19 protein-coding genes and 1 riboswitch are annotated in these 23,700 nt (G+C 73.7%); of the genes, 10 read left to right on the top strand and 9 right to left on the bottom strand.

The genetic code is table 11. The features are described from left to right. Positions 1-64: 64 nt before the first annotated feature. Positions 65-544: a YbjN domain-containing protein gene (locus AB0A90_RS15590; protein ID WP_357247345.1), complete on the bottom strand. Its 480-nt coding sequence runs from the start codon at positions 542-544 to the stop codon at positions 65-67. Between the two features lie 113 nt (positions 545-657). On the opposite strand from AB0A90_RS15590, the gene AB0A90_RS15595 reads away from it, so the two are divergent. Beyond that, positions 658-3,114: a DNA translocase FtsK gene (locus tag AB0A90_RS15595; RefSeq protein ID WP_357247348.1), complete on the top strand. Its 2,457-nt coding sequence runs from the start codon at positions 658-660 to the stop codon at positions 3,112-3,114. A gap of 74 nt (positions 3,115-3,188) precedes the next feature. Here AB0A90_RS15595 and AB0A90_RS15600 read toward each other — a convergent pair whose 3' ends face one another. Both AB0A90_RS15600 and AB0A90_RS15605 read right to left on the bottom strand, forming a co-directional pair. After that, complete coding sequence (locus AB0A90_RS15600; RefSeq protein ID WP_357247351.1) at positions 3,189-3,431, bottom strand: hypothetical protein; 243 nt, start codon at positions 3,429-3,431, stop codon at positions 3,189-3,191. A gap of 82 nt (positions 3,432-3,513) precedes the next feature. Continuing rightward, positions 3,514-3,828, bottom strand: coding sequence for an SMR family transporter (locus tag AB0A90_RS15605; protein ID WP_357247354.1), 315 nt, complete (start codon positions 3,826-3,828; stop codon positions 3,514-3,516). Positions 3,829-3,889: 61 nt separating this feature from the next. Beyond that, positions 3,890-3,954, bottom strand: a riboswitch (guanidine-III (ykkC-III) riboswitch). A gap of 119 nt (positions 3,955-4,073) precedes the next feature. Between AB0A90_RS15605 and AB0A90_RS15610 the strand changes: the two genes are divergently transcribed. The 7 genes from AB0A90_RS15610 (at position 4,074) to AB0A90_RS15640 (ending at position 10,502) form a co-directional block, all read left to right on the top strand. After that, complete coding sequence (locus tag AB0A90_RS15610) at positions 4,074-4,997, top strand: ornithine cyclodeaminase family protein (protein WP_357247357.1); 924 nt, start codon at positions 4,074-4,076, stop codon at positions 4,995-4,997. 104 nt (positions 4,998-5,101) lie between these two features. Beyond that, the gene (gene rimO / locus AB0A90_RS15615) at positions 5,102-6,610 is read left to right on the top strand and encodes a 30S ribosomal protein S12 methylthiotransferase RimO (RefSeq protein ID WP_357247361.1); all 1,509 of its coding nucleotides are present in this window, start codon (positions 5,102-5,104) and stop codon (positions 6,608-6,610) included. Between the two features lie 65 nt (positions 6,611-6,675). After that, a complete protein-coding gene (gene pgsA, locus AB0A90_RS15620; RefSeq protein ID WP_357247364.1) occupies positions 6,676-7,266 on the top strand; it encodes a CDP-diacylglycerol--glycerol-3-phosphate 3-phosphatidyltransferase in 591 nt (196 codons plus the stop codon). Positions 7,267-7,427: 161 nt separating this feature from the next. Further along, positions 7,428-7,988 (top strand): CinA family protein, encoded by a 561-nt coding sequence (locus AB0A90_RS15625; protein ID WP_357247367.1) that lies wholly within the window; start codon positions 7,428-7,430, stop codon positions 7,986-7,988. 201 nt (positions 7,989-8,189) lie between these two features. After that, on the top strand, positions 8,190-8,630 hold the full coding sequence (locus AB0A90_RS15630; protein ID WP_357247370.1) for a helix-turn-helix transcriptional regulator: 441 nt from the start codon (positions 8,190-8,192) through the stop codon (positions 8,628-8,630). Between the two features lie 202 nt (positions 8,631-8,832). Beyond that, complete coding sequence (locus AB0A90_RS15635) at positions 8,833-9,693, top strand: PspA/IM30 family protein (RefSeq protein ID WP_357247373.1); 861 nt, start codon at positions 8,833-8,835, stop codon at positions 9,691-9,693. 23 nt (positions 9,694-9,716) lie between these two features. After that, complete coding sequence (locus AB0A90_RS15640; protein ID WP_357247376.1) at positions 9,717-10,502, top strand: hypothetical protein; 786 nt, start codon at positions 9,717-9,719, stop codon at positions 10,500-10,502. A 27-nt stretch (positions 10,503-10,529) separates the two neighbouring features. Here AB0A90_RS15640 and AB0A90_RS15645 read toward each other — a convergent pair whose 3' ends face one another. After that, entirely contained in the window at positions 10,530-14,147 is a 3,618-nt protein-coding gene (locus AB0A90_RS15645) for a hypothetical protein (protein ID WP_357247379.1), read from the bottom strand. A gap of 165 nt (positions 14,148-14,312) precedes the next feature. Further along, positions 14,313-15,122 (bottom strand): DNA-formamidopyrimidine glycosylase family protein, encoded by an 810-nt coding sequence (locus AB0A90_RS15650; RefSeq protein ID WP_357247382.1) that lies wholly within the window; start codon positions 15,120-15,122, stop codon positions 14,313-14,315. Between the two features lie 109 nt (positions 15,123-15,231). Here AB0A90_RS15650 and AB0A90_RS15655 point away from each other — a divergent pair, with 109 nt between their 5' ends. Continuing rightward, positions 15,232-16,479 carry a hypothetical protein gene (locus AB0A90_RS15655; protein WP_357247385.1) on the top strand — a complete coding sequence of 416 codons (1,248 nt, stop codon included), beginning with the start codon at positions 15,232-15,234 and terminating at the stop codon, positions 16,477-16,479. Positions 16,480-16,504: 25 nt separating this feature from the next. On the opposite strand, the gene AB0A90_RS15660 is transcribed toward AB0A90_RS15655, so the two are convergent. The 3 genes from AB0A90_RS15660 to AB0A90_RS15670 are packed head-to-tail and all read right to left on the bottom strand — an operon-like array spanning position 16,505 to position 18,077. Then, positions 16,505-16,747 (bottom strand): CPCC family cysteine-rich protein, encoded by a 243-nt coding sequence (locus AB0A90_RS15660; protein ID WP_110566168.1) that lies wholly within the window; start codon positions 16,745-16,747, stop codon positions 16,505-16,507. Positions 16,748-16,772: 25 nt separating this feature from the next. Further along, positions 16,773-17,573, bottom strand: coding sequence for an SAM-dependent chlorinase/fluorinase (locus AB0A90_RS15665; protein ID WP_357247388.1), 801 nt, complete (start codon positions 17,571-17,573; stop codon positions 16,773-16,775). A gap of 9 nt (positions 17,574-17,582) precedes the next feature. Then, on the bottom strand, positions 17,583-18,077 hold the full coding sequence (locus AB0A90_RS15670; protein WP_357247391.1) for a GNAT family N-acetyltransferase: 495 nt from the start codon (positions 18,075-18,077) through the stop codon (positions 17,583-17,585). 146 nt (positions 18,078-18,223) lie between these two features. Between AB0A90_RS15670 and AB0A90_RS15675 the strand changes: the two genes are divergently transcribed. Next, the gene (locus tag AB0A90_RS15675; protein WP_357247394.1) at positions 18,224-18,838 is read left to right on the top strand and encodes a hypothetical protein; all 615 of its coding nucleotides are present in this window, start codon (positions 18,224-18,226) and stop codon (positions 18,836-18,838) included. Positions 18,839-18,871: 33 nt separating this feature from the next. Here the strand turns inward: AB0A90_RS15675 and AB0A90_RS15680 are convergent, their stop codons facing one another. Beyond that, complete coding sequence (locus tag AB0A90_RS15680) at positions 18,872-23,542, bottom strand: DEAD/DEAH box helicase (protein ID WP_357247397.1); 4,671 nt, start codon at positions 23,540-23,542, stop codon at positions 18,872-18,874. Between the last annotated feature and the right edge of the window lie 158 nt (positions 23,543-23,700).

Below are 23,700 nucleotides of genomic sequence, written 5' to 3' on the forward strand. Positions count from 1 at the left end.
AGGTCCGGATCGCCGGACCCGTCCGCCCGGTCGGTGCGACTGCCGGTGAACTCGTCCCGGCCGGTCACGACGGCACCGCGCCGGGCAGTCGACGGACGGCCACGGCGAGCTGGCAGCCGGTGGAGATGCCACAGTCGAGCAGTTGGTCGAGTTGGTGCGGGGTCACCCCGCGTTCCAGGTCGGTGACCACCTCGCCGTAGACCCGGGCCCGACCGTCGTCGTCGACGTGCACGAACGCCTTGGGCCACAGCCGGTCGTGGTTCCACGAGTTGCAGAAGGCGTACAGGGCGGGCACCTGCTCGATTCCGAAGGTGGGGGTGACCATCGTGCGGACCTGGAGCAGCTCGCCGTCCCCGCCGAGGCGCAGGAACCAGATCATGTTGTCGTCGAAGCGACCCACCAACTCGCCGCCCTCGGTCAGGCCGACGGACCGGCCACGGGCGGCGAGCACCGCGGCGACCAGTTCGCCGCTCAGCGGGCGTAGCGCGCCCGGGTGCCCGGCCAGCGGATCGTCCGGATCGCCCTCGAATTCCGGCGACGCCATGGGGCATCCCTTCTGAGGCGGATATCACGACCGGCGGCGGGGTTCGTGTTTCGACGCGCGGACACGACCCGGAAAAGCGGGGATCTGCCCGGCCCCACCGTTACCGTGACTCTATGGCGGGCCGTACCTCTCAGGCGAGCCGGCGGCGCGGCGCGTCGCCGCGCGGTGGCACCAACAGTCGTGCCCGTCAACCAGCGAAGAAGACCCGCGCGCCGGTCCGGCGTCGTGCGGTGCCGGCCCGGCCCGGCGCGGCTGTCTACGTGGGCCGCGCGGTGGGCGCACTGTGGATGGGCGTGGCGCACGGGATGGGCTGGGCGGTGCGGGCCGCCGGTCGACAGGCCGCCTCCGCCCGCGACCTCGACCCGGAGCACCGCCGCGACGGCGCCGGGCTGCTGCTGTTCGGGTTCGCCCTGCTCACCGCCGTGGCGCTCTGGCTCTCCGGAGCGGGTCCGGTGGGTGCCCGACTGGCCGACACGATCCGGTTGTTCCTGGGCGCGATCTCGGTGGTCGTACCGGTGCTGTTGATGATCGGGGCCTGGCGGTTGATGCGCCAGCCGGCCGATCCGGAACACCGGGGCCGCGGGTTGATCGGCTGGACCTCGCTGCTCGTCTCGACCGCCGCGCTGCTGCACATCGGTCAGGCCCCGGCCAACCCACTACAACGGGACTTCGCGGGCGGGTTGGTCGGCGCGGGCATCGGCGGGCTGCTGGAGCGCGCGGTCACCGCCTGGGTGGCGGTGCCGCTGCTGATCCTGCTGCTGCTCTTCGGTCTGCTCGTGGTGACGGCGACACCGATCAACAAGATTCCGGAGCGGCTGGGCCTGCTGGCCGGCGGGCTGGTCGCCGCGCCGGAGGCCGCCGAGGAAGCCGACGAGCCGGCCGCCCAGCGGGCGCGGAAGCGGCCGGCGAAGCGGATGCCTCCACCGGTGGACCCGGACGACTTCGAGGACCTGGACGGTGTGGACCTCCAGGAGACCGTGGTGCTGCCGCGCAAGTCTCCGGCGAAGGTGCCGGCGAGCCGCCGGCCGCCGGTCGAGCCGCCGGAGCACTCGCCCGCGCCGACGCGGGCCGAGCAGCTCGCGTTGACCGGGCTGGCCGGGGACTACAGGCTGCCGCCGGCCAACATGCTCAGCGCCGGCGCCGCCGCGAAGACCCGCAGCAAGGCCAACGACGAGGTGATCGCCGCGCTGACCGGGGTGTTCGACCAGTTCGACGTGGACGCGGCGGTCACCGGCTTCACCCGCGGCCCGACCGTCACCCGCTACGAGGTCGAGCTGGGGCACGGCGTCAAGGTCGAGCGGATCACCCAGCTCTCCCGCAACATCGCGTACGCGGTGAAGTCGCCGGACGTCCGGATCCTCAGCCCGATCCCGGGCAAGAGCGCGGTCGGCGTGGAGATCCCGAACACCGACCCGGAGAACGTCGCCCTCGGTGACGTGCTGCGCTCACGGGCGGCGACGAGCGACCACCATCCGATGGTGGTGGCGCTCGGCAAGGACATCGAGGGTGGCTACGTGGTGGCCAACCTCGCGAAGATGCCGCACATTCTGATCGCCGGGGCCACCGGTGCCGGAAAGTCGAGCTGCCTCAACACCCTGCTGGTGTCCGTCCTCACCCGGGCCACTCCGGACGAGGTGCGGCTGCTGCTGATCGACCCGAAGCGGGTCGAGATGACCGGCTACGAGGGCATCCCGCACCTGGTCACCCCGATCGTGACAAATGCCAAGAAGGCGGCCGACTCGCTGGACTGGGTGGTCCGCGAGATGGACATGCGCTACGACGACCTCGCCGCCAACGGTGTCCGCCACATCGACGACTTCAACCGCAAGGTCCGCAACGGCGAGATCAAGGCCCCGCCGGGCAGCGAACGGGAGATGCGCCCGTACCCGTACCTGTTGGTGATCGTGGACGAGTTGGCCGACCTGATGATGGTCGCGCCGCGCGACGTGGAGGACTCCGTCGTCCGGATCACCCAGCTGGCGCGCGCGGCCGGCATCCACCTGGTCCTGGCCACCCAACGGCCCTCGGTCGACGTGGTGACCGGTCTGATCAAGGCGAACGTGCCGTCCCGGCTGGCGTTCGCCACCTCCTCGCTCGCGGACTCCCGGGTCATCCTCGACCAGCCGGGCGCGGAGAAGCTGCTCGGCCGCGGTGACGGCCTCTTCCTGCCGATGGGCGCCTCCAAGCCGGTCCGCATCCAGGGCGCCTGGGTCACCGAGCGGGAGATCGCCGACGTCGTGAAGTTCTGCAAGGACCAGCGCGAGCCGGAGTTCCGCAAGGACGTGCTGGCCCCCGCGCAGGAGAACAAGAAGAAGATCGACGAGGACATCGGCGACGATCTCGACCTGCTGGTGCAGGCGGTGGAGCTGGTGGTGACCTCGCAGTTCGGCTCGACCTCGATGCTGCAACGCAAGCTTCGTGTCGGTTTCGCCAAGGCGGGTCGCCTGATGGACCTGATGGAGACCCGGGGAGTGGTCGGGCCGTCGGAGGGGTCGAAGGCGCGCGACGTGCTGGTCAAGCCGGACGAGCTGGAGGACGTCCTGGTCGGCCTGCGCGGCGACGTGGACTGACCGACGAGGACGACCGACCCCGCAAACACGACGGGCCCGCCGGCAGCCGGCGGGCCCGTGACTCGGGGGAGTTTTCAGTTGAGCAACGCGGCGGCGATGGCGGTGCCGATGATCGCGCCGACGAGGCTGGCCGCCGCGGCGTACCAGCCCAGTGGCTTGTCACCGAGCACCGCGCCGACGATGCCCGCGACGATGCCGAGCACGCCGAAGACGATCGGGGGAAGCAGCAGGGCGAGAACCGCGAAGACGAAGCCCACGATGGTGAGGATCCGGGCAGCGTTGGCGCGGGGGCGTGCGTTGCTGGGCAGGTCGGCCATGTCTTCCTCCGGGTGAGAGCCTGTCGTGACGGCACGATCACTACCCACTGTGGGCGGTGGTCACGCCTGCCGAGGTGACTGCTCAGTGGAAGATCTTCAGGCCGATCACGCCGGCGACCACCAGCAGCAGGCACAGGATCCGGGGCAGGCTCGCCGACTCGCCGAGCGCCAGCATCCCGACCAGCGCGGTGCCGACCGCGCCGATGCCGACCCAGACCGCGTAACCGGTACCGACCGGGATCTCGCGCAGCGCGTACGCCAGGCCGGCCATGCTCAGGACCAGCGTCACCGCGAACACCACGGACGGGACCAGCCGGCTGAAGCCGGCGCTGCGGTCCAGGGCGACCGCCCAGGCCGTCTCCAGCAGTCCGGAGATCACCAACACCAGCCAGGCCATCGTTCACCTCACGCGAGAGTGCCCGGGCCGCCGGGGGCCGGGACGAGTCGGGTCTGCACGTCGCGGGGCGTCTTGGCCTGACCGGGTACGCCCACCACTCGTCCGGGGTGGCCGCGGGCCACCGAAGCCGACGCTAGCACCGGTCGGCGGTCGGGGCGGATGGATGGGGTTGGGCGGCGATGGCGCAGTGACTCCCGCCACCCCTTCTTGACCTGCACTTGACTCTAACTTGCAGGATGTCCACCATGACGCTGATCTATGCCGACTCCGAGGTCGCCGCCGCACTGGACGCCGCCACCACGGTCGACGCCATGCGGGCCGCCCTCCTGGCCGCGTACGAGGGACGCCTCGTGGCCCCGCCCCGGGCCGCCGCCCCGCTGGGCGGTGGGCGGCTGGTGCTCACCGCGGGGCACCTGGTCGGCGAGTGGTACGGCTTTCGCTCCTACGACACTTTCGGCCACCCGCAGGGCGAGCAGCTGGTGGTGCTGCACGACGCGGGCACCGGGGCGATCCGGGCGGTGGCGGTGGGCGAGGAGTTGGGGTCCCGTCGTACCGGAGGGTTGGGTGCCCTGGCGGTCGACGCCCTGGCCCGTCCGGACGCGGCCACCCTCGGCGTGATCGGCTCCGGCCGGCAGGCGTGGACCCAGGTCTGGGCCGCCGCCGCGGTCCGCCCGCTGCGCGAGGTGGTGGTGCACAGCCGCTCCGCGGCCCGGCGGGACGCCCTCGCCGCGCGGGTCCGCGCCGAGCTGGGCGTGCCCGCCCGAACGGTGGCCGACCCGGGCTCGGCCGTCGCCGGGCGGGACATCGTGGTGCTCGCGACGACCAGCCCGACCCCGGTGTTGCGTGCCGCCGACCTCAGCCCCGGCACGCACGTCAACGCGGTCGGCTTCAAGCAGCGGGACCGCAGCGAGTTCGGCACCGACCTGCTGGACGTCGCCGACCTGCTGGTCACCGACTCGCCAGCCCAGGCGGCGGACTACCAGCCGCCGATGCTCGCGGCCACGCCCCCGTACGCCGGGCGGTTGCGCGACCTGGGCGGCATCCTGGCCGGCGCGGTCCCCGGCCGGACCACCGCGGACCAGATCTCGGTCTTCTGCTCCACCGGCCTGGCCGGCACCGAGGTCTTTCTGCTCGATGCGTTGACCCGCATCGGCGCCGTGGCGCGCTGAGCGCCGGCGTGGGACCGGGTGACCGATTCGGTGCCGAGCCGTGCGTCCGGCCGTCGCCGCAGCCCCGTGTGCGAGGGCTTCCCCGGACGGCCCGGTACCCTCGGATGGTGTCTGCCACCTCTCCTGCCCCCTCTGACAACGCCGAGGGCCGTCGCGTAGCCCTGCTCACCCTGGGCTGCGCCCGTAACGAGGTCGACTCGGAGGAGCTGGCCGCGCGGCTGCACGCCGATGGCTGGCAGGTGACCACCGACGGCGAGGGCGCCGACGTGGTGGTCGTCAACACCTGCGGTTTCGTGGAGAAGGCCAAGCAGGATTCCATCCAGACCCTGCTCGCCGCCGCCGGGACCGGCGCCAAGGTGGTCGCCGCGGGCTGCATGGCCGAGCGGTACGGCCGGGAGTTGGCCGACAGCCTGCCCGAGGCGCAGGCGGTGCTGAGCTTCGACGACTACCCGGACATCGCCGCCCGGCTGAACGCGGTCGTCGCCGGTGAGCAGGTCGTCGCGCACACCCCCCGGGACCGGCGTGAGCTGCTGCCGCTGACCCCGGTGAAGCGGCGCGACAGCGCCGTGTCGCTGCCCGGTCACGGCACCGTGAGCCGCACGGCCGTCGACACCGACGAGCACACCCCCGCGCACCTGCGGCAGATCCTGCGCCGTCGACTGGACACCGGCCCGGTGGCCTCGCTGAAGCTGGCCAGTGGCTGCGACCGGCGCTGCGCGTTCTGTGCCATTCCCGCCTTCCGGGGGGCGTTCGTCTCGCGTACGCCCGACGAGTTGCTCGCCGAGGCGGAGTGGTTGGCCAAGACCGGCGTACGGGAGCTGGTGCTGGTCAGTGAGAACTCCACGTCGTACGGCAAGGACCTCGGCGACCCCCGCGCGCTGGAGAAGCTGCTGCCGCAGCTCGCCGCGGTGACCGGCATCGTCCGGGTGCGGGCGAGCTACCTCCAGCCGGCGGAGACCCGCCCCGGGTTGGTCGAGGCGATCGCCAACACCCCGGGCGTGGCCGCGTACTTCGACCTGTCGTTCCAGCACTCGAGTGAGCCGGTGCTGCGCCGGATGCGGCGTTTCGGTTCCACCGACCGTTTCCTGGAGCTGCTCGCGGGTGCCCGGGCGTTGGCCCCGGACGCGGGCGCCCGGAGCAACTTCATCGTCGGTTTCCCCGGCGAGACCCGCGCCGATGTCGACGAGCTGGTCCGGTTCCTGACCGAGGCCCGGCTGGACGCGATCGGGATGTTCGACTACAGCGACGAGGACGGCACCGAGGCCGCCGGCCTGCCCGGCAAGGTCTCCGCCGCGACGATCAAGCGGCGCTACGACCGGCTGAGCGCGCTCGCCGACGAGTTGTGCTCACAGCGGGCCGAGGACCGGCTCGGCTCGACCGTCGAGGTGCTCGTCGACTCGATCTCGGACGGTGTGGTGGAGGGTCGGGCGGCGCATCAGGCGCCGGAGGTGGACGGTTCCACCACCCTGGTCGCCCCGGTCGAGGGCGGGGTCGACCTCGCCGCGCTGCGACCGGGTGACCTGGTACGCGCGACGGTGACCGGCACCGAAGGGGTGGACCTGCTGGCGGTGCCGGATGAGATGATCTCGGCGGCGCCCGGCGCGGCACGGTGACGGTGGGCCCAGGCGGAGCGGGGGAGCCCAGTGGTGCGGTGCCGGAAACGCCACGGAGCGCGGCGGTGACGGGGGCGGCGGAGTCGACGCCGGCCCGGGTGGTCGCCGTGGTGCCCGTCGTCAACGCGGCCAACGCGCTGACCGCCCTGCGACTCGCGCTGGTGCCGGTCTTCGCCGCCTCGGTGGTCATGTCCGGGATGACCCACTCCGGCTGGCGGATGGCAGCCTGTCTGATCTTCGCGGTGGCGTCGGCGACGGATCTCGTGGATGGCTGGATCGCCCGCCGGTTCGGTCTTGTCACGTCGGTCGGCAAGGTGGCCGACCCGATCGCGGACAAGGCGCTCACGGGTGCCGCCCTGGTGTTGCTGTCCTGGTACGACAGGTTGCCCTGGTGGGTGACCACGCTGATCCTCGTCCGCGAGTTGGGCATCACGGGGCTGCGGTTCTGGGTGATCCGGCACGGCGTGATCGCGGCCAGCCGAGGCGGCAAGGTCAAGACCGCGCTGCAGATCCTGGCCATCGCCTGGTACCTCTGGCCGATGCCCGCCGCCCTCGCCGCCGTCGGTCCGTGGATCATGGCCGCCGCCGTCCTGGTCACGGTGGCGACCGGCTTCGACTACATAGCCCAAGCCCTCCGCCTCCGCCGCCCCCGCTGACCCCCACCCCCGGCGAGTTATCCCGGTGATCATGAGGTTGTCGGCGTCCGGGGCGGCGTGTCGCGACGCTAACCTCATGATCGACGCGATCGGGCCGGCAGGGTTGGGGGTCGGTGGGCGGGGAAGGGTGTGGGTGTGGGTGTGGCGGGGAGGGCGGGTTGATGCGGCGGGACACGGGTCGTGAACGGCCGGCGGACGGTGCGGCGGACGACGCCGAGGTGGGCAGTGCGGCAGCCGGAGTCGTGCACCGACTGGCCCAGCGGCACGAGACCCTGGCCACCGTCGAATCACTCACCGGTGGGCTGCTGGCCGCCTCGATCGTGGAGATCGCCGGAGTCAGCGGGATCTACCGGGGTGGCCTTGTGGTCTACGCCACCGAGTTGAAGGGCACCCTGGCCGGCGTCCCCACCGACCTGCTGTCCGAGCGGGGGCCGGTGGACCCGGACGTGGCGGCGGCGCTCGCCGCGGGCGGCCGCGAGCGCTGCGGCGCGGACTGGGGAGTGGCCACCACCGGCGTCGCCGGCCCCGAACCGCAGGACGGCAAGCCCGTCGGCCTGGTCTACGTCGCGGTCGCCGGACCGAACGGCGCCGAGGTCCGACAGCTCGACCTGGACGGCGGGCGGGACCACGTCCGCTCCGCGGCGGTGGTCGAGGCGCTGCGGCTGCTCGCCGAGCAGATCCACGCCGCCGACACCGCGGATGCCCCGCTGCCCGCGAGTTGACCGGGGAGCATCCGGGGCAGGTGGCGACGGTCGGTGCCACCCGACGTGAGGCCGTCTCGACGAACCGGCGGGCGGGGCGGGATGTCGGCGGGGCTCGCAACGGGTACGGTTGCGGGAAGGCTCCGACGTTCGGGGTCGGCGCGGTCCGCCGCGGCCGGCCGCCCAGCGCCGGGCGCGAGGTATCCCTCAGGGGGAGGTGCGATGATCCTGCTACGCCGGGTGATCGGTGACGCACTGCGGGCGCGCCGGCAGGGGCAGCAGCGCACGCTGCGTGAGGTCTCCACCGCCGCCAACGTCAGCCTCGGCTACCTCTCCGAGATTGAGCGGGGGCACAAGGAGCCGTCCAGCGAACTGCTCGCCGCGATCTGTGACGCCCTCGGTGCCCGTCTGTCCGAGCTTCTCCGCGAGGTGAGCGACACCGTGGCGCTCGCCGAGCAGATGCCCGAGGTGCTCGTCTCGATGCAGGACGAGCCGGCCGACGCCGGGGCTGTGTCCAAGAGCACCAGCCGGGGCGTCCGGCAGGTCACCTCGGATGGCAAGGTCTCCGTCTCCGTCCGCCAGGACTCGCCGCTCAAGGCCACGCTGCGCAGCGCGCGCGTCCGCCCGACCGAGCGCGACCGGGACGTGGTCTGCGCCGCCTGAGCCGGTCGCTCGGTTGACCGTGGGAGGGCTGGCTCCGGCCGCGTAGGGTGGCCCACAGGAGCTGCCGGTGCGGTCGACCGACCGGTACGGATGCCTCACTGGCATCCGGCTGGGACGATGGAGATCGGCCGGTGGCGGCCAGTCGGTCCATCCGGCCCGGCCGGCCGTGGTGGAGCGACGCTACTGAGGGGATACGGCGGAGATGGCGAACCCGTTCGTCAAGGGTTGGAACTACCTGATGGCGCTCTTCGGTTCAAAGATCGACGAGCATGCCGATCCGAAGGTGCAGATCCAGCAGGCCATCGAGGATGCCCAGCGGCAGCACCAGGCGCTGGTGCAGCAGGCTGCCGCGGTGATCGGCAACCAGCGTCAGCTGGAGATGAAGCTGTCCCGGCAGATGTCCGAGGTCGAGCGGTTGCAGGGCAACGCCCGGCAGGCCCTGGTGCTGTCCGACCAGGCCCGGGCCAAGGGTGACGAGGCCGAGGCCACGCGGTTCGAGCAGTCGGCGCAGACCCTGGCCACCCAGCTGGTCTCCGCCGAACAGGCCACCGAAGACCTCAAGACCCTGCACGACCAGGCGCTGGGTGCCGCCGCCCAGGCCCGCCGTGCGGTCGAGAACAACTCGATGATCCTCCAGCAGAAGCTCGCCGAGCGCACCAAGCTGCTCAGCCAACTGGAGCAGGCCAAGATGCAGGAGTCGGTGGCCCGCTCGCTGGAGTCGATGTCGTCGCTGACCGCGCCCACCAACACCCCGTCCCTGGACGAGGTGCGCGACCGCATCGAGCGGCGGTACGCCAACGCGATGGGCCGCGCCGAGCTGGCCGGCAACTCCGTCGAGGGCCGGATGTTGGAGATCCAGAAGGCGACTATCGACTCGGCCGGTTCGGCCCGGCTGGAGCAGATCCGGTCCAGCATGGCGGGGGAGCAACTCGGCGGCGCGGCGCAACGGCCGGCCGAGAAGGCTGGCCCGGCCACCGACCCGACGGCCGCTGCCCGACTCGACGAGTTGCGTGCCAGCATGGCCCGCGAACGGGGCACCGGCGACCCGACCGCCGCCGGCTGAACGACCGGACCGAGGGGGTCAGGGTGGCAGACGAGCGCACACGGTACTTCCGCAGACTGGGTCGGCTCCGCCGGTCCGCCCGACGGTGGAGCGTCCTGGCCGGTGGGCTCGGGGGTGCGGCCGCGGTGCTCACCCCGTACGCCGGCCTTGGTCTGCCCGACGCGGCCTGGGCCGGCGCCGCGGGCAGTGCGGTGGCGCTCGCCGCCTGGCGCTGGATCGACGTGCGCGCCCTCGCCGCCCAGCCCGCACCGCCCGCGCTCGACCCCGCGGAGGCGGCGGCCCGGTCGCGGGCCCGCCTCATCGCCGCCGTCGAGCGGCTGCCGGTCGGCCCGGGGGTGCTTGCCGAGGTCCGCCGGGTCCGCTCCCGGATCGCCCTGCGCGGCACCAGCGCGGGCGAGCAGTGGGCCCGACTGGACCGTGCGGCGCTCACCCTGGCCGGCATGGCCCCCCGGCTCACCGGGCTGGCCGAGCCGGCGGTGCTGGAGGCCGCCGCCGCCGACCGTTCGCTGCGCGACCTGGCCGCACGCGTGGCCAGCGTCGAACGTGCGCTGCGGCTGGCGCCGGCCGACGCCCGTCCGCCGCTGGCCGAGGCACACGCCATGCTGACCGCCCAGTTGGAGGGTGGGGTCGCGGCCTACGAACGGCTGGTGGTCGCCGCTGCCGGTTACCTGGCCGAGGACGCCCGACCGGAGCCCACCCACCCGGCCGCCGACCGGCTCACCGAGGCGACCGACCTGCTGCACGGGGTGGCCGGGGCGCTGGCCGAGCTGCGCACCGTCGGCACTCCGTCGCGCGCGCCGACCCGCTGAGCGACCCGTACCGCGCCCACCGGCCGGTCACGGCGGCGTCGTTACCCGGACCGGGACGGTGTACGGCGAGCTGCCCACGACGTTGAACGACCGGATCCGGTAGTGGTAGGTGAGGCCCCGGGCCAGTCCCGTGTTGCTGAAGCCGCGACCGGTCACCGTGAAGGTGGCCACCTCCCGGTCGAACGTCGGGTCCAGCGCCCGCTGCACGATGAACCCGGACCCCGGGCCGGCGGGGGTGCTCGCCGCCCAGGCCAGGACCACCGTCGCGGTGTCCGGTCCGGGTGCGCTCGCCGTGGCGCTCACCCCGTTCGGGGTGCCCGGCGCGGGCGGGGAGGTCACCGCGGCGATCGTCGACCAGGCCGAGGCGGCACCCAGATAGGTGGTCCGCACCCGGTAGTAGTACGTCGTGTCCGGTGCGATCGCGACATCCAGGTGATTGTCGCCGGCACCGATCGCCGTGGTGCCCGGCCCGCTGGTGAATGTCGGGTTGGTGGCCCGCTGCACGTCGATGCCGGTGGCGAACGAGCGGTTCACCCAGCGCAGGGCCACCCGTAGCGGCGCGGCGGGCGGCAGTGCCGCGACCAGGCCACTCGGCGCGGCCAGGTGCACCGAGGCCGGCACCCCGTTGGACCAGGACGAGTAGCTGACCGCGTTCTCCGCCCGGATCCGGTAGTGGTAGGTCACCCCGGGAGTGACGGACGCGTCCGTGTACCGGGTGGCGGCCGCCGCGACGGTGATCGTGGTGATCTCGCCGTCGAAGGTCGCGTCGGTGGCCCGGTGCAGCAGGTGACTGGTGGCCGGTGGCCGGCCGCCGTTGCTGGTCCAGGCGAGCGCGATCGCGGGTAGCGCGGTGGCCGAGCCGGGCACCGGCGTGGCGGTCAGCCCGGTCGGTGCCTTCGGTGTCACCCGGAGCACAAGTGGCCGGGTCATCCCACCGTCGCGGTGGCCGGCGAGTTGGCTGTGCCAGCGGTATTCCCAGCCCAGGTTGACCAGGTGGTTGACCACGGTGGCGGGTCGCCCGTCCGCCGGGCTGACCGGGGTCGACCCGGTCCGTGCGCCGGCCGGGCGGCACGGGTCGAGCAGCCGGACGCTGTCGCCCAGCTTGAACGGCAACGTCGGGGCGACCGGGCGCAGCGCCACCACCACGTCCTCCCGGGGGTTGACCCGGACGATCTGCTTCCAGCCCAACTCGGTGCCGTGGGGGAGCCGCAGCGTGCCGTCCCAACCGACCCGGTTGACCACCTGCACGTCGCAGCCGCCGACGTGCAGCGGTTCGGTCTGCCGGACGTTGCCGCTGATCCGCCAGATCTGGGTGCCGTCGTTGGTGGTGCCCAGCGGCACGGCGGGGTCGGTGGCGAAGAGCACCTCGGTGACCGGGTCGGTCGGCCCGAGGGGCAGGGTCGTCGGGTTGAGCGGCCCGGCGTGCGGGTGTCCGACGCCGAGTCGGCCGACCAGCCGGCCGTGGTCGGGCTCGAAGACCTGCTGTACGGCCTTGACCGCGATGGGCAGCGTCACCGGGTCCGCGCCGGCCGTCGGTGTGATCGTCACCGAGGTGGCGTGCACCGGCACCGTTGTCGTCGACGCGGTCTGGGTGCCGAACGCCGGGTCGTACGCCGGCTGCGGCACGATCGGTGGGCGTTGACTGGCCGCGTACGCCACGGGTAGCCGTTCGCGCAGCCGGTCCAGGTCGTACGGCGGCGCCGGAGCCCCCGCGACGCGGAACTGGAGCAGGGTGCGCGTGTTCGGGCCGTACCCCGGTTCGGTGCCGGGCGGCCCACCCTCGGCCGTGCGGTCCGGTGCGTCGGTGTGCTGGTCGTAGCGTGGGTCGAAGCCGGGCAGCGGCGCCGGGGCGTCGTTGTACAGGATCAGCGTGCTGCCCGGCGGCACGGTGGAGAAGTCGACGAGCACGTCGGCCCGCTCACCCGGCGCGAGCAGCAGGGTGTGCCCGTCGACGTTCAGCACGGTCGGGTCGAGCCGGTCGTAGCGGTAGCCGACCGGCCGGTTCGGCAGCACCACCGGGGCGGGCAGCAGCCCGGCCTCGTTGCCGATCTGGATGAACTCCGGCCCGGCGGCGCGCGGATCCGGCACACCGCCGTCGCGCCCGTCGGTCGGCCAACCCGTCGGTCGGTCCGCCGCCCGCACCGCGGGCACCATCGGCACCTCCCCGGCTTCGGCGTCGGCGAGCGCACCGTCGGCCGTCCACATCGGCGCGTCGGTGCAGGCCCGGTAGAGCTGGAGGTTGAGGCTGCGGTCCAGGCAGGCGTTGAGAATCCGGAACCGGTACGCGCGCGGCGCCACCTCCAGGTACGGGTAGGCGACGCCGTTGACGAGCGGGGTGTCGCCGTACGCCTCGGGCACCGCGGACAGGTGCGGCACGCCGGGGCGCAACGGCGGTTCGTCAGGTGCGTCGACCGGGTCGTGGTGCGGGTTGGCGACGCAGCCGTCGGCGCGGGCGTGGTCCGGGGCGGGATCACGCGACCAGGGGCCGTAGTCCCACCGGCCGGTGGGGTTGCGTCCGCCGGAGCGGTACGGGTTCTGCCGTGGCTGGTAGATGTGCGGGTGCCAGAGGCTGCCCCGGGCGCCCCAGCGATCCCGGTCCCAGGTCGGGTCCTCGGCGGCGAGTTGGGCGTCGTCCGGCACGAACGTCTTGTCCTCGATCACCAGCGGCAGTTGGTCGGCCGGCAGCACGGCGTCGGCGACGAGTTGCTCCTCGGCCGGGTCGGTGAGCAGGTAGAGCGCGAGTTGTCCGCCGTAGACGGTGAGCCGGGCCAGGCCGAGGGTGTTGTCGTGCCACCACAGCAGCCGGCCGCTCTGTTCGTTCGGGTAGTACAGGGTGGTGGCGCCGGCACCCGGCGGTGGCATGTCCGGCACGTGGGTCACGCCCACCCCGTTCGGGTACGGGGTGATCTCCCCGGCCGGAGTGATCCACTGCCCCGGATTGCCGGCGCTGTTCCAGCCGGTCTGCGCGCCGGCCAGGTGCAGCACCGCGCGGTTCTGCGGGAACGGGGCGGGTCCGTCCAGCGGGCCGATCCCGGCCCCCTCGATGGTGTCGTCGACCGGCAGGAACAGCTCACCGGCCCGGCCGGTCGGAAGGTGGTTGATGAACTTCACCCGGACCGGGCGGCCCCGCCGGGCGAGGACCATCGGGCCGAGGTGCCAGGGCCGCTCCGGAGGTGCCACCGTGTTGTGGCCCGCCGGGTCGGTGCCCAGGTTGAGCTGCCGGTAGCCGCGCAGCCGGGTGGCTGGCAGGTCCCGGTGCAGCCGTTGCGCGTACTCCTGCACGACGATCTCGTAGTAGTCGCAGCCCGGATAGCTGATCGTGTCCGGCGTCGCCACCGGCAGTTGACCGCCGAGGTCGGTGCCGGTGTGCCGGCCCGGTACGGGCAGCGGGTCGACGAACTTGCGCAGCCCGGTCCCGGGCACCACCTGCCCGCCGGTGTCGCGCCTCGGGCGAGGGCTGTGGGCGAAGTTCGGCACCGGACCGAAGCAGCGGGGCACCACGGTCGGGTCCAGGCTCGGTGCGGGGGCGGTCTGCTCGGCGGTACGCGCGGCCGGCACGGACGCCGTCGCGCCGTCGACGGAGCCGTCGGTGTCGCGGGTGGCCCGGACGAAGAAGGTGGAGCGGAGCCTGCGGAACAACGCCATGACTCTCCCCGGGTCGGGGCGCGAGGGTCGCCACCCCGGCGTGGCTGCCTCGGCGCTCTGTTGACGATCGGTGAGCACTCAACCGCAGCATGCGACTCAGACGGCCGGATAGGAATTACCCAATCGTCCGTATCTGGGATGGCCTTGGTCGAGGGATGGCCCTGGTCAGTCGGATTCCGGGGCGCCCGGGTGTGCGGGCTGGCAGACCGGGCACCAGTAGGTGACCCTCTCGCCCAGCGCCTCCTTGCGGATCGCGGTGCCGCAGCGGCGGCACGGCTGGGCGCGGCGACCGTACACGTAGCTGGTCTCGCCCCGGCGCAGGGAGCCGGTGCTGCTCTGCGTCCACCGGCCACGGTTGGCGGCGAGCAGCCGCTGCGAGAGGGCCACCAGGCCGGGCAGGTCGGGCACCGCGCCGACCGGTGTCCACGGGGACACACCGCGCAGGAACAGCACCTCGCACTTGTAGAGATTGCCCACCCCGGCCAGGTTGCGCTGGTCCAGCAGCGCCTCGCCGACCGTCTGCTCCGGGTGGCCGCCGAGTCGGCGGACCGCCTCGGCCGGGTCCCAGTCCGGGCCGAGCAGGTCGGGGCCGAGGTGGCCGACCAGGTGGTCCTCCTCGGCGGTCGGCACGAGGGTCAGCTCGTGCAGGTGATAGCCGACCGCGACGGCGCCGGGGCTGCGCAGCACCACCCGGATCAGGTGGGCGGGCCGGCCGGTCCAGCGTTCCCCCGGGGCGTACGCCCGCCAGGCGCCGTCCATCCGCAGGTGCGAGTGCAGGGTCCAGTGCGCCTCGTTCGGGGCGCTGAGGCGCAGCAGCAGGTGCTTGCCCCGGCTGGCCGACTCGCGGACGGTCCAACCGGTGAGATCGGTGGTGGCGAGCTGGGGAACCCGGAAGTCACTGTCGGTGATCCGCGCGCCGGCGAGCGCGCGATGCAGCACACGCGCGGTGTTCCAGACGGTGTCGCCTTCGGGCACCCTGTCATCCTCCCTCATTTGAGCAGAATTCGCATGTGTCGCTATTTGTACACAGGTTCCTCATGATCTCCCGACATGCGAGGGTCAAGGAGTTCTGAGGAGAATGCCTATGTCCAGGCTGCATTGTCGTACTCGGTCCCTCGCCCTCGTCGTCCCCCTCACCCTCGCCCTCACCGCCACCCTCCTACCCGCCACCAGCCAGGTCCCCGCCGCCGGAAGCCCGCTCACCTTCACCGCCGCCGCACCTGGCGGCGAACTGTGGAACGCCGACCTGTCCGTCGTCGACCGGGACGACGTCAACGTCCGGCGCACCGCCGCCGGGCTGCGCCTGCGCGAAGCCCGGCCCGCCGGACGCAGCCCGCGCAGCGCTGTCGCCGAGGGGATGCTGCTGAGCGCTCCCCGGACCCTCAAGCGGCCGGCCACCCGGGTCCGCGCCCAGGTCAGTGCCCAGACACCGGCGGGCGCCACCGTCGAGGCCCAGGTCCGAGGTTGGCGGGCCAGTGGCTGGACCGAGTGGCGGACCGCCACCGCCGGCGCCGTCTTCGACAGCCCGGTGAGCCGGGTGCAGAGCAGGGTCGTGCTCACCGCCACCGCCGGTGGCGCCACCGCGACGGTACGCGGCGTCCAGCTCACCGCCGACACGACCGCCGCCGTCTCCGCGACCACGCCGGGCATCACCTACCGGGTGTTCGCCACCCGGATCGGCCTGGTCGGCGAGCAGACCGCCAACGGTCGCACCGTGCAGCCCCGGGACCACTTCGTGGCGCTACCGTCGCGGCGCAGCCTGGCCCCGCTCAACTCCGGCGACTACACCGTGCGGGTCTGCACCACCAGCGGCTCCCGCTGCGAGTACGCCCCGGTCTGGGACGTCGGGCCGTGGAACACCCGCGACGACTACTGGAACCCGTCGGCGGTGCGGGAGAACTGGAAGGACCTGGGGCAGGGTCGGCCCGAGGCGCAGGCGGCCTACCAGTCCGGCTACAACGGCGGTCGGGACCAGTTCGGTCGGACCGTGCTCAACCCTGCCGCCATCGACCTGGCCGACGGCACCTTCTGGGACGGCCTCCAGTTGACCACCAACGCCTGGGTGGACGTCGCCTACCTGTGGACCGGTGGTGGGCCGCGCGGCGTGGTCGGTGACGGGCCGCTCAACATCCGCAGCGGGGCCACCACCTCGTCTCCGGCGCGTGGCCTCGCCGCCCGGTTCGCCACCGTGCCGATCGAGTGCTACGTGACCGGACAGTCGGTGGCGGGGCCCTACCGCACCACCACCCGGTGGAACCGGCTTGCCACCGGCCAGTACGTCAGCCACGCCTACATCTCGGTCGTCTACGGAGGTGCTGTGCCGGTCTGCTGACCCGTGTTTGCCCGACGGGCGTCGATCAGGGGCGCTCGTCGGGGCGGGCCGGGCGCACCATGTCCTGGTAGCGCGGGTGGCTGGCACCGTAGACGGCGTAGTTGAGTCGAGCGTGCGAGAGGCTCAGGTCGCCGTTGGGGCCGCCCCGGACCGCGTCGGCGTCGGCGTCGGTCTGGCCGTCGTCGGTCCAGAAACAGACCGGGCAGGTCCCCCCACCGGTCCGGGATGCACAGCAGGGACAGCCCACGGGAACCACTTGTTCACCCACCGGGGCAGCATTCCACAGTCGAATATCAGCGGGAAACCCGCAGGACGTCACCCGGGGCAACCCGGAGGAGGTCCACCGCCCGCCCACGGTTCACCGCGACCGCGACCAGTTCGGCCGAGTCGACGTACACCACCAGGCCCTTCGCCGGGGCATCCCCGAACGTCCGTCCCCGGACGGCCGGTCGGGCCGGCTCCGCGCCGGGCGGCCCGACCCGCAGGGTGGCCGGAAGTCCGTCGAGCAGGTGCGCCGGGGCGGCCAACTGGACATTTCCGAAATGGTCCACGGTCCGCACCTCGGCGGTGAAGCCCTCGTCGTCGGAGGTCAGCGTCGGCGTCGGCAGCCGGACCAGGCCCGCCGGGTCGACCGGCGGCCCCGCCTCGGCCAGGGGCGCGCCCAGCGCCAGCCGGGCCGCCACGGGCGCGAAGACGTCGCGCCCGTGGAACGTGCCGGACACCCGATCGGCCAGCCAACTCGGCTCGATCAGCCGCACCGCGGCGGTCACCCCGCCGAGAGCGGCGGCGGCGTCCGGCAGCAGCCCGTTGTCCGGACCGACCAGCAGCCCACCCGGGGTGGCCAACGCGACGCCCCGTCGGGCGGTACCCACCCCCGGGTCGACCACCGCCACGTGCACACCCACGGGCAGGTGCGGCACCGTCTGCGCCAGGACCGCGGCGCCCCGTCGTACGTCCGCCGGTGGCACCAGGTGGGTCACGTCGATGACCCGGACGGCCGGCGCGAGCCGGGCGATCACCCCGTGGCAGGCGGCCACGAAGCCGTCGGTGAGGCCGTAGTCGGTGGTCAGCGAGATCCAGGGCGTTGCGGACATGCCCGCAGGCTAACCCCCGGCGGCGGTACGCCGTTCCAGGACCAGCTCGTCGTGCAGGGGTATGCCGTCCTCGCCCACCAGCGGGATCTCCGGCTTGAGCTGACGGGCGCGGTCCACCGCTCCCCGGTCGACGTGGACCAGCCGCATGCCGCGCCGCTGGTAGAACCGCAATGCCCGCAGGTTGTCGTTCGAGGTGATCAGCCACACCCGGGCCAGCCCGGTCTCGGCCGCGATCGACGTCGCCGCCGACAGCAGGGCCGTGCCGACGCCCCGGCCGGGCACGGCCGCGACGAGGGTGACCACCTCCAGGGCGTCCTCGTCGACGCGGTAGGTCAGCGCGCCGAGCACCGCCGCGCCGTCGACAGCCACAAGCGTCGGCAGGGTACGCACGTCGTGCCGGGTGTCGTGGGCGACCACGTACGGGCCACCCCACTCGCGCTCGTGCAGCGCGTCGATGGCGGCCCGCTCGGCAGGTCGCGCCGTTCGCACCTCGAACCCTTCCATGTTCCGCCTCCGCCCGTCGTCGCGTCCGCTCGTCGGCCCCGGAGCGTACCGGCCGACGGGTGGCCGACGTGGGTGGCGGATATGGGACAGCGCGGTGGCCGACCGGCCACTCCCGCGCTGTGGTGGTGCCGGGGGAGACTGCCCTGGTGACACATCGGAGCCTGCCTGCCGTCGCGGTGCTGCTGGTGGCCGTCGCCCTCACCGCCGGCTGCGGCGGCGACGACGCCGACCCGTCGAGCGCGCCCCCCACCGCCTCGCCCGCCTCGCCCGCGTCGCCCGGCTCGTCCGACCTGGGTTCGACGGCAGCCGTTCCGTCGAGCGCGCCGACGTCCTCGTTGGCCCCGTCCCGCACCGGCGGCGCGCCACCCCCGCCGACCCCACCCTCCGTTGCCCCGCAGGGGCCGACGCAGCGCCGGCCGGCCAGTCCACCGCCGGTGGTGCTGCCCAAACGCCCGGACGGAGCGCCCGGAGCGAAGCAGATCGTCGAAGCGTTCCGGGCCGCCGGCCTGCCGGTGCCGCGCCCGTTGGACCGCTCGGTCGACTGTGGACCGGACGGGCTCGGCCTGGGTTGTTCCGAGCTGATCGCCACCGACACCGTCACCGTGTACGTCTTCCCGGACGAGACCAGCGCCGGCGACATCGCGGAGACCTGGGGCGGCCAGTCGTACCGGCGTGGCGCGGTGGTGCTCAACTACCTCGAGGCGAAGACGCCGGTGGGCGAGCGCCCGCGCTACGAGAAGGTGCTCAACGGCCTGCGCTGAGCACCGGGCCGGGGCTCGACGACCCGGGGCGGGTCAGCCGCGCAGGCGCAGGCCGCGAGGAGTGGCCCGGAAGCCGGCGGCGGTGAGCGCGTCGCGCAGCGGCGAGGAGTGCACCGCCTCGCCGTCGGCCCGCTCCACCGACAGCGCGCCCAACGCCCCGGAGTGCACGGCGTCGGCGAGCGCCTTGCCGGCCACCGCGAGCGTTTCGGTGTCGTCGCTGAAGGACAGCAGCGTCCGACCGCCGCGCTCCACGTACAGCACCAGGTCACCGCCGACCTGCACCACCAGCGCGCCGGCCTTGCGGCCGGCCCGGTGCCCGGTCGCCGGGGCAGCCCCGTCGCCGGAGTCGACCACGCGTTCCGGCCAGGGCAGCGCCCCACCGTACGGGTTGGCCGGGTCGGTGGCGGCCAGGACGGTGGCCGGTGCGCCCCGCCCCCGGGTGCCGTCCATCGGCTCGGCCAGTGCGCGCAGCCGGTCCACCGCACCGGGCACCGCGAACTGCGCCGCACCCAGCCCTTCGACGAAGTAACCACGGCGGGCCGCGCCGCGCTCCTCCAGGGCCGACAGCACCGGGTAGACCGCCGAGAACCCCCCGACCACCTGCTCGGCCATCACCGCGCCGCGGGTGACCACCCCGTGCCGTTCCAACAGGACGTCGGCGAGGGCGGCGGCGCGCCGGGTCGGGTCGACGTCCCGCTCCGGGAGGCGGGACCAGCGACCGGCGACCGTCGGCGGGCCACCCCGGGTGGGCAGCGCCACCCGGCCGGGCCGCCGGTAGCGGGTACGCGGCGCGGACGGCTTGGAGCGGTGCGCGCCGCCCGCGCCGAGCACCGCGCGCAGCGGGGCGAGGGTGTCGTTGGTGAGGTGCCCGGCCCAGACCAGATCCCAGATCACGGTGGTCAGGGCGGCGTCGTCGGTCGAACCGACGCGGTCGGCCAGCGGGCGGAAGAAGAGCGCCTGCCCGTCGCCGAGCGCGTCGAGCACCGCGTCGTGCAGCGGCGTACGCGTCAGCGCCTCGTCGGGTGGCGGGAGCAGCAACGGTGCGGCATCCGCGTACGCCAGGGTGACCCAGCCGTCACCGCCGGAGATCGCTCCCGACCCGGCCCAGAGCACCTCCCCGCTGGCGCACAGCTCGTCGAGCTGGGCGGGGGAGTAGTCGGCGACCCGGGCGGGCAGCACCAACCGTTCCAGTGCGGATGCCGGCACCGCCGCGCCCTGCAACTGCTCCACCGTCGCGGCGAGCGCCTCCACCCCGCGGGCGGACGAGCCGACCTGCTGCCAGCGGGGCAGGAACGTGGCGAGCGCCCGGGGCGGCACCGGCTCGATCTCCCGGCGCAGCGCCGCGAGCGAGCGGCGGCGCAGCATCCGCAGCACCTCGGCGTCGCACCACTGGGCACCCGCCGAATCCGGGGTGAACTCCCCGGAGACCACCCGCCCGGTGGCACCGAGCCGACGTAGCGTCTGCTCGACGACGAACACACCCAGCCCGAAGCGTGCCGCGCAACTGGCCGCGGCGAACGGCCCGTGGGTGCGGGCGTACCGGGCCACCAGGTCACCGAGCGGATCGGCCACCGGGGCGAGGTACGCCTCGGCCACCCCGACCGGCAACGCCACGCCGAGGGCGTCGCGCAGCCGAGCGGCGTCCTCGACACCCACCCAGCGCTGCTCGCCGGCGATCCGGACCCGCAGCACCCGGCGGGTGGCCTCCAACTCGGTCAGCCAGGTCTCCGGCACGCCCCGCTCGGTCAGCTCGGCGTCGCTCAGGTCACCGAGCACCCGCAGCAACTCGACCACGTCCTCGGCGTCACGGGGGCGGCGCTGCTCGGTCAGCCACCGCAGCTGCCGGTCGGTCTCGGTGAGCACGGCGGGGTCGAGCAACTCGCGCAGGTCGACCCGGCCGAGCAGCTCGCCGAGCAGGGTGGAGTCCAGGGCGAGCGCGGCGGCGCGGCGCTCGGCGAGGGGGGCGTCGCCCTCGTAGAGGAACGCGCCGACGTAGCCGAAGAGCAGCGACCGGGCGAACGGCGACGGCGCGCTGGTCTCGACCTCGACCAGCCGCACCTTGCGGGTGGCCAGGTCGCGCATCAGCCCGGCCAGCGCCGGCTGGTCGAAGACGTCCTGGAGGCACTCCCGGGCAGCTTCCAGGGTGACCGGGAAGTCCGCGTACTCGCGGGCGACGTCGAGCAGTTGCGCGGCGCGCTGCCGCTGCTGCCACAGCGGTTGGCGGCGACGCGGGTCGCGGCGGGGCAGCAGCAGCGACCGGGCGGCGCACTCGCGGAAACGGGCGGCGAAGAGCGCGGAGGTGCCGACCGACTCCTCCACGAGCTGGGTGATCTCGTCCGGCTCGAAGACCACCACGTCGGCGCCGGGCGGCTCGTCGGCGGTGTCCGGAAGTCGCACCACGATGCCGTCGTCGGAGGGCATCACCTGGGCGTCCACCCCGTACCGTTCGGCCAGCCGGCGGCCCACCGCGAGGGCCCACGGCCCGTTGACCCGGGCGCCGAGGACGCTGTGCACGGCCAGCCGCCAGTCGCCCAACTCGTCGCGGAACCGCTCGACCACGACCGTACGGTCGTCGGGCAGCGAGCGAGTGGCCTCCCGCTGCTCGCGCAGGTAGGCCATCAGGTTGCCGGCGGCCCAGTCGTCCAGCCCGCCGTCCCGCAACGCGGCCAGTGCCGCCTCGTCGGTCTGGCGCAGCAGGGTGCGCACCCGGGCGCCGATGGCCCGACCCAGCTCCACCGGGCGGCCGAGCTGGTCGCCCTTCCAGAACGGCATCCGCGCGGCCTGCCCCGGAGCGGGCGAGACCAGCACCCGGTCGGGGGTGATCTCCTCGATGCGCCAGGAGGACGAGCCGAGCAGGAAGACATCGCCGACCCGGGACTCGTAGACCATCTCCTCGTCCAGCTCGCCGACCCGGGCGGCCCGTTCGGCGCCGGCCAGGAAGACCCCGAACAGCCCGCGGTCCGGGATGGTGCCGCCGCTGGTCACCGCCAGTCGCTGCGCGCCGGGACGGCCGGTGAGCAGGTCGGTGGCCCGGTCCCAGACCAGTCGGGGGCGTAGCTCGGCGAACGCGGTGGACGGGTAGCGGCCGGAGAGCATGTCGAGCACGGCGTGCAGCGCGGAGTCGGGCAGCTCGGCGAAGGGCGCGGCCCGGCGGACCAGCACGGCCAGGTCGCCGAGCGGCCACGGCTCCAGTGCCACCATCGCGACGATCTGCTGGGCCAGCACGTCCAGCGGGTTGCGGGGGTAGTGCAGCTCCTCGATCGCGCCGGCGGTCATCCGTTCGGCGACCACCGCGCAGGAGAGCAGGTCGCCCCGGTGCTTGGGGAAGACCACGCCCCGGGAGACCGCTCCCACCTGGTGCCCGGCCCGGCCGACCCGTTGCAGCCCGGCGGCCACGCTCGGTGGCGCCTCGATCTGCACCACCAGGTCGACCGCGCCCATGTCGATGCCCAGCTCCAGGCTGGAGGTGGCCACCACCGCCGGGAGCTGGCCGGACTTGAGCGCCTCCTCGATGTGCTTGCGCTCCTCCCGGGAGACGCTGCCGTGGTGGGCGCGGGCGATCACCGGCGCCGCGCCGGTCGCCGCACCGGACTGGGCCATCACCTCGGCCGGCGGCCGGTTGCGCAGCGGGCCGGCGGGGCCACCCCACCGTTCCGCGCCGGGCACCGGGCCGCCGTCGCCCGCCGGGCCGTCGCCCGCCGACAACCCCTCGGGTACGACGATCGCGCCGTCGCCGGGCGCGGATGCGGCCACCGCTTCGGCGGCCAGTTCGTTGAGGCGGGCACAGAGGCGCTCGGCACTGCGGCGGGAGTTGGTGAAGACGATCGTGGAGCGGTGCTGCCCGATGAGGGTGAAGACCCGCTCCTCCACGGCCGGCCAGATCGAGGCGCGGCGTGGCCCGGGGCCGCCCAGGTCGTCCTCCGGTGGCTGCTCCTGCTCGTCCAGGCGGGTCATGTCCTCCACCGGGACCTGGACGCTGACCTCGATGGTCTTCGGTGTGGCCGGCTGCACGACGTCGACCGGGCGGGCGCCGCCGAGGAACTGCGCGCAGGCGTCGATCGGCCGGACGGTGGCCGAGAGGCCGATGCGCTGCGCCGGGGCGGGCAGCAGTTCGTCGAGGCGTTCGAGGGAGAGGGCGAGGTGGGCGCCTCGTTTGCTGCCGGCCACCGCGTGCACCTCGTCGACGATCACCGTCTGGACGCCGCGCAGCGAGTCGCGAGCCGCGGACGTGAGCAGCAGGAACAGCGACTCGGGCGTGGTGATGAGGATGTCCGGTGGGGTGCGGGCGAAGGCACGTCGCTCGTCGGCCGGGGTGTCGCCGGTGCGCATGCCGACGGTGATGTCCGGTGGTGCGACGCCCAACCGGGTGGCTGCCTGCCGGATGCCGGCCAGTGGGGCGCGCAGGTTGCGTTCCACGTCGACGGCGAGGGCCTTGAGCGGGCTGACGTAGAGCACCCGGCACCGTTGCCGCGCCTCGGCCGGTGCGGGCTCGCGGGCGAGCCGGTCCAGTGACCAGAGGAAGGCCGCGAGCGTCTTGCCGGAGCCGGTGGGTGCGACCACGAGGGCGCTGCGGCCGGCGGCGACCGACCGCCAGGCGCCGGTCTGCGCGGCGGTGGGGGCGGCGAAGGCGGCCTCGAACCAGGCGCGGGTGGCCGGGCCGAAGTCGGCGAGCACCGCGCCGGCGTCTGCGTCTGCCCCGGTCACCGGTCCATCCTGCCCCGCCGGTACGACAACGACGACCAACCGCCGGTGGAATGCGCCGGACAAAAGCAAAAAGCATGGAACGTGCGCTTAATGCGTTAAGTCTCACTTAACTGCTTGCTTCTAAGGAGCAACATAAAGTAACTTCACTGCCAACGCGA

The organism is Micromonospora sp. NPDC049204 (assembly GCF_040647935.1).
GTDB lineage: Bacteria > Actinomycetota > Actinomycetes > Mycobacteriales > Micromonosporaceae > Micromonospora.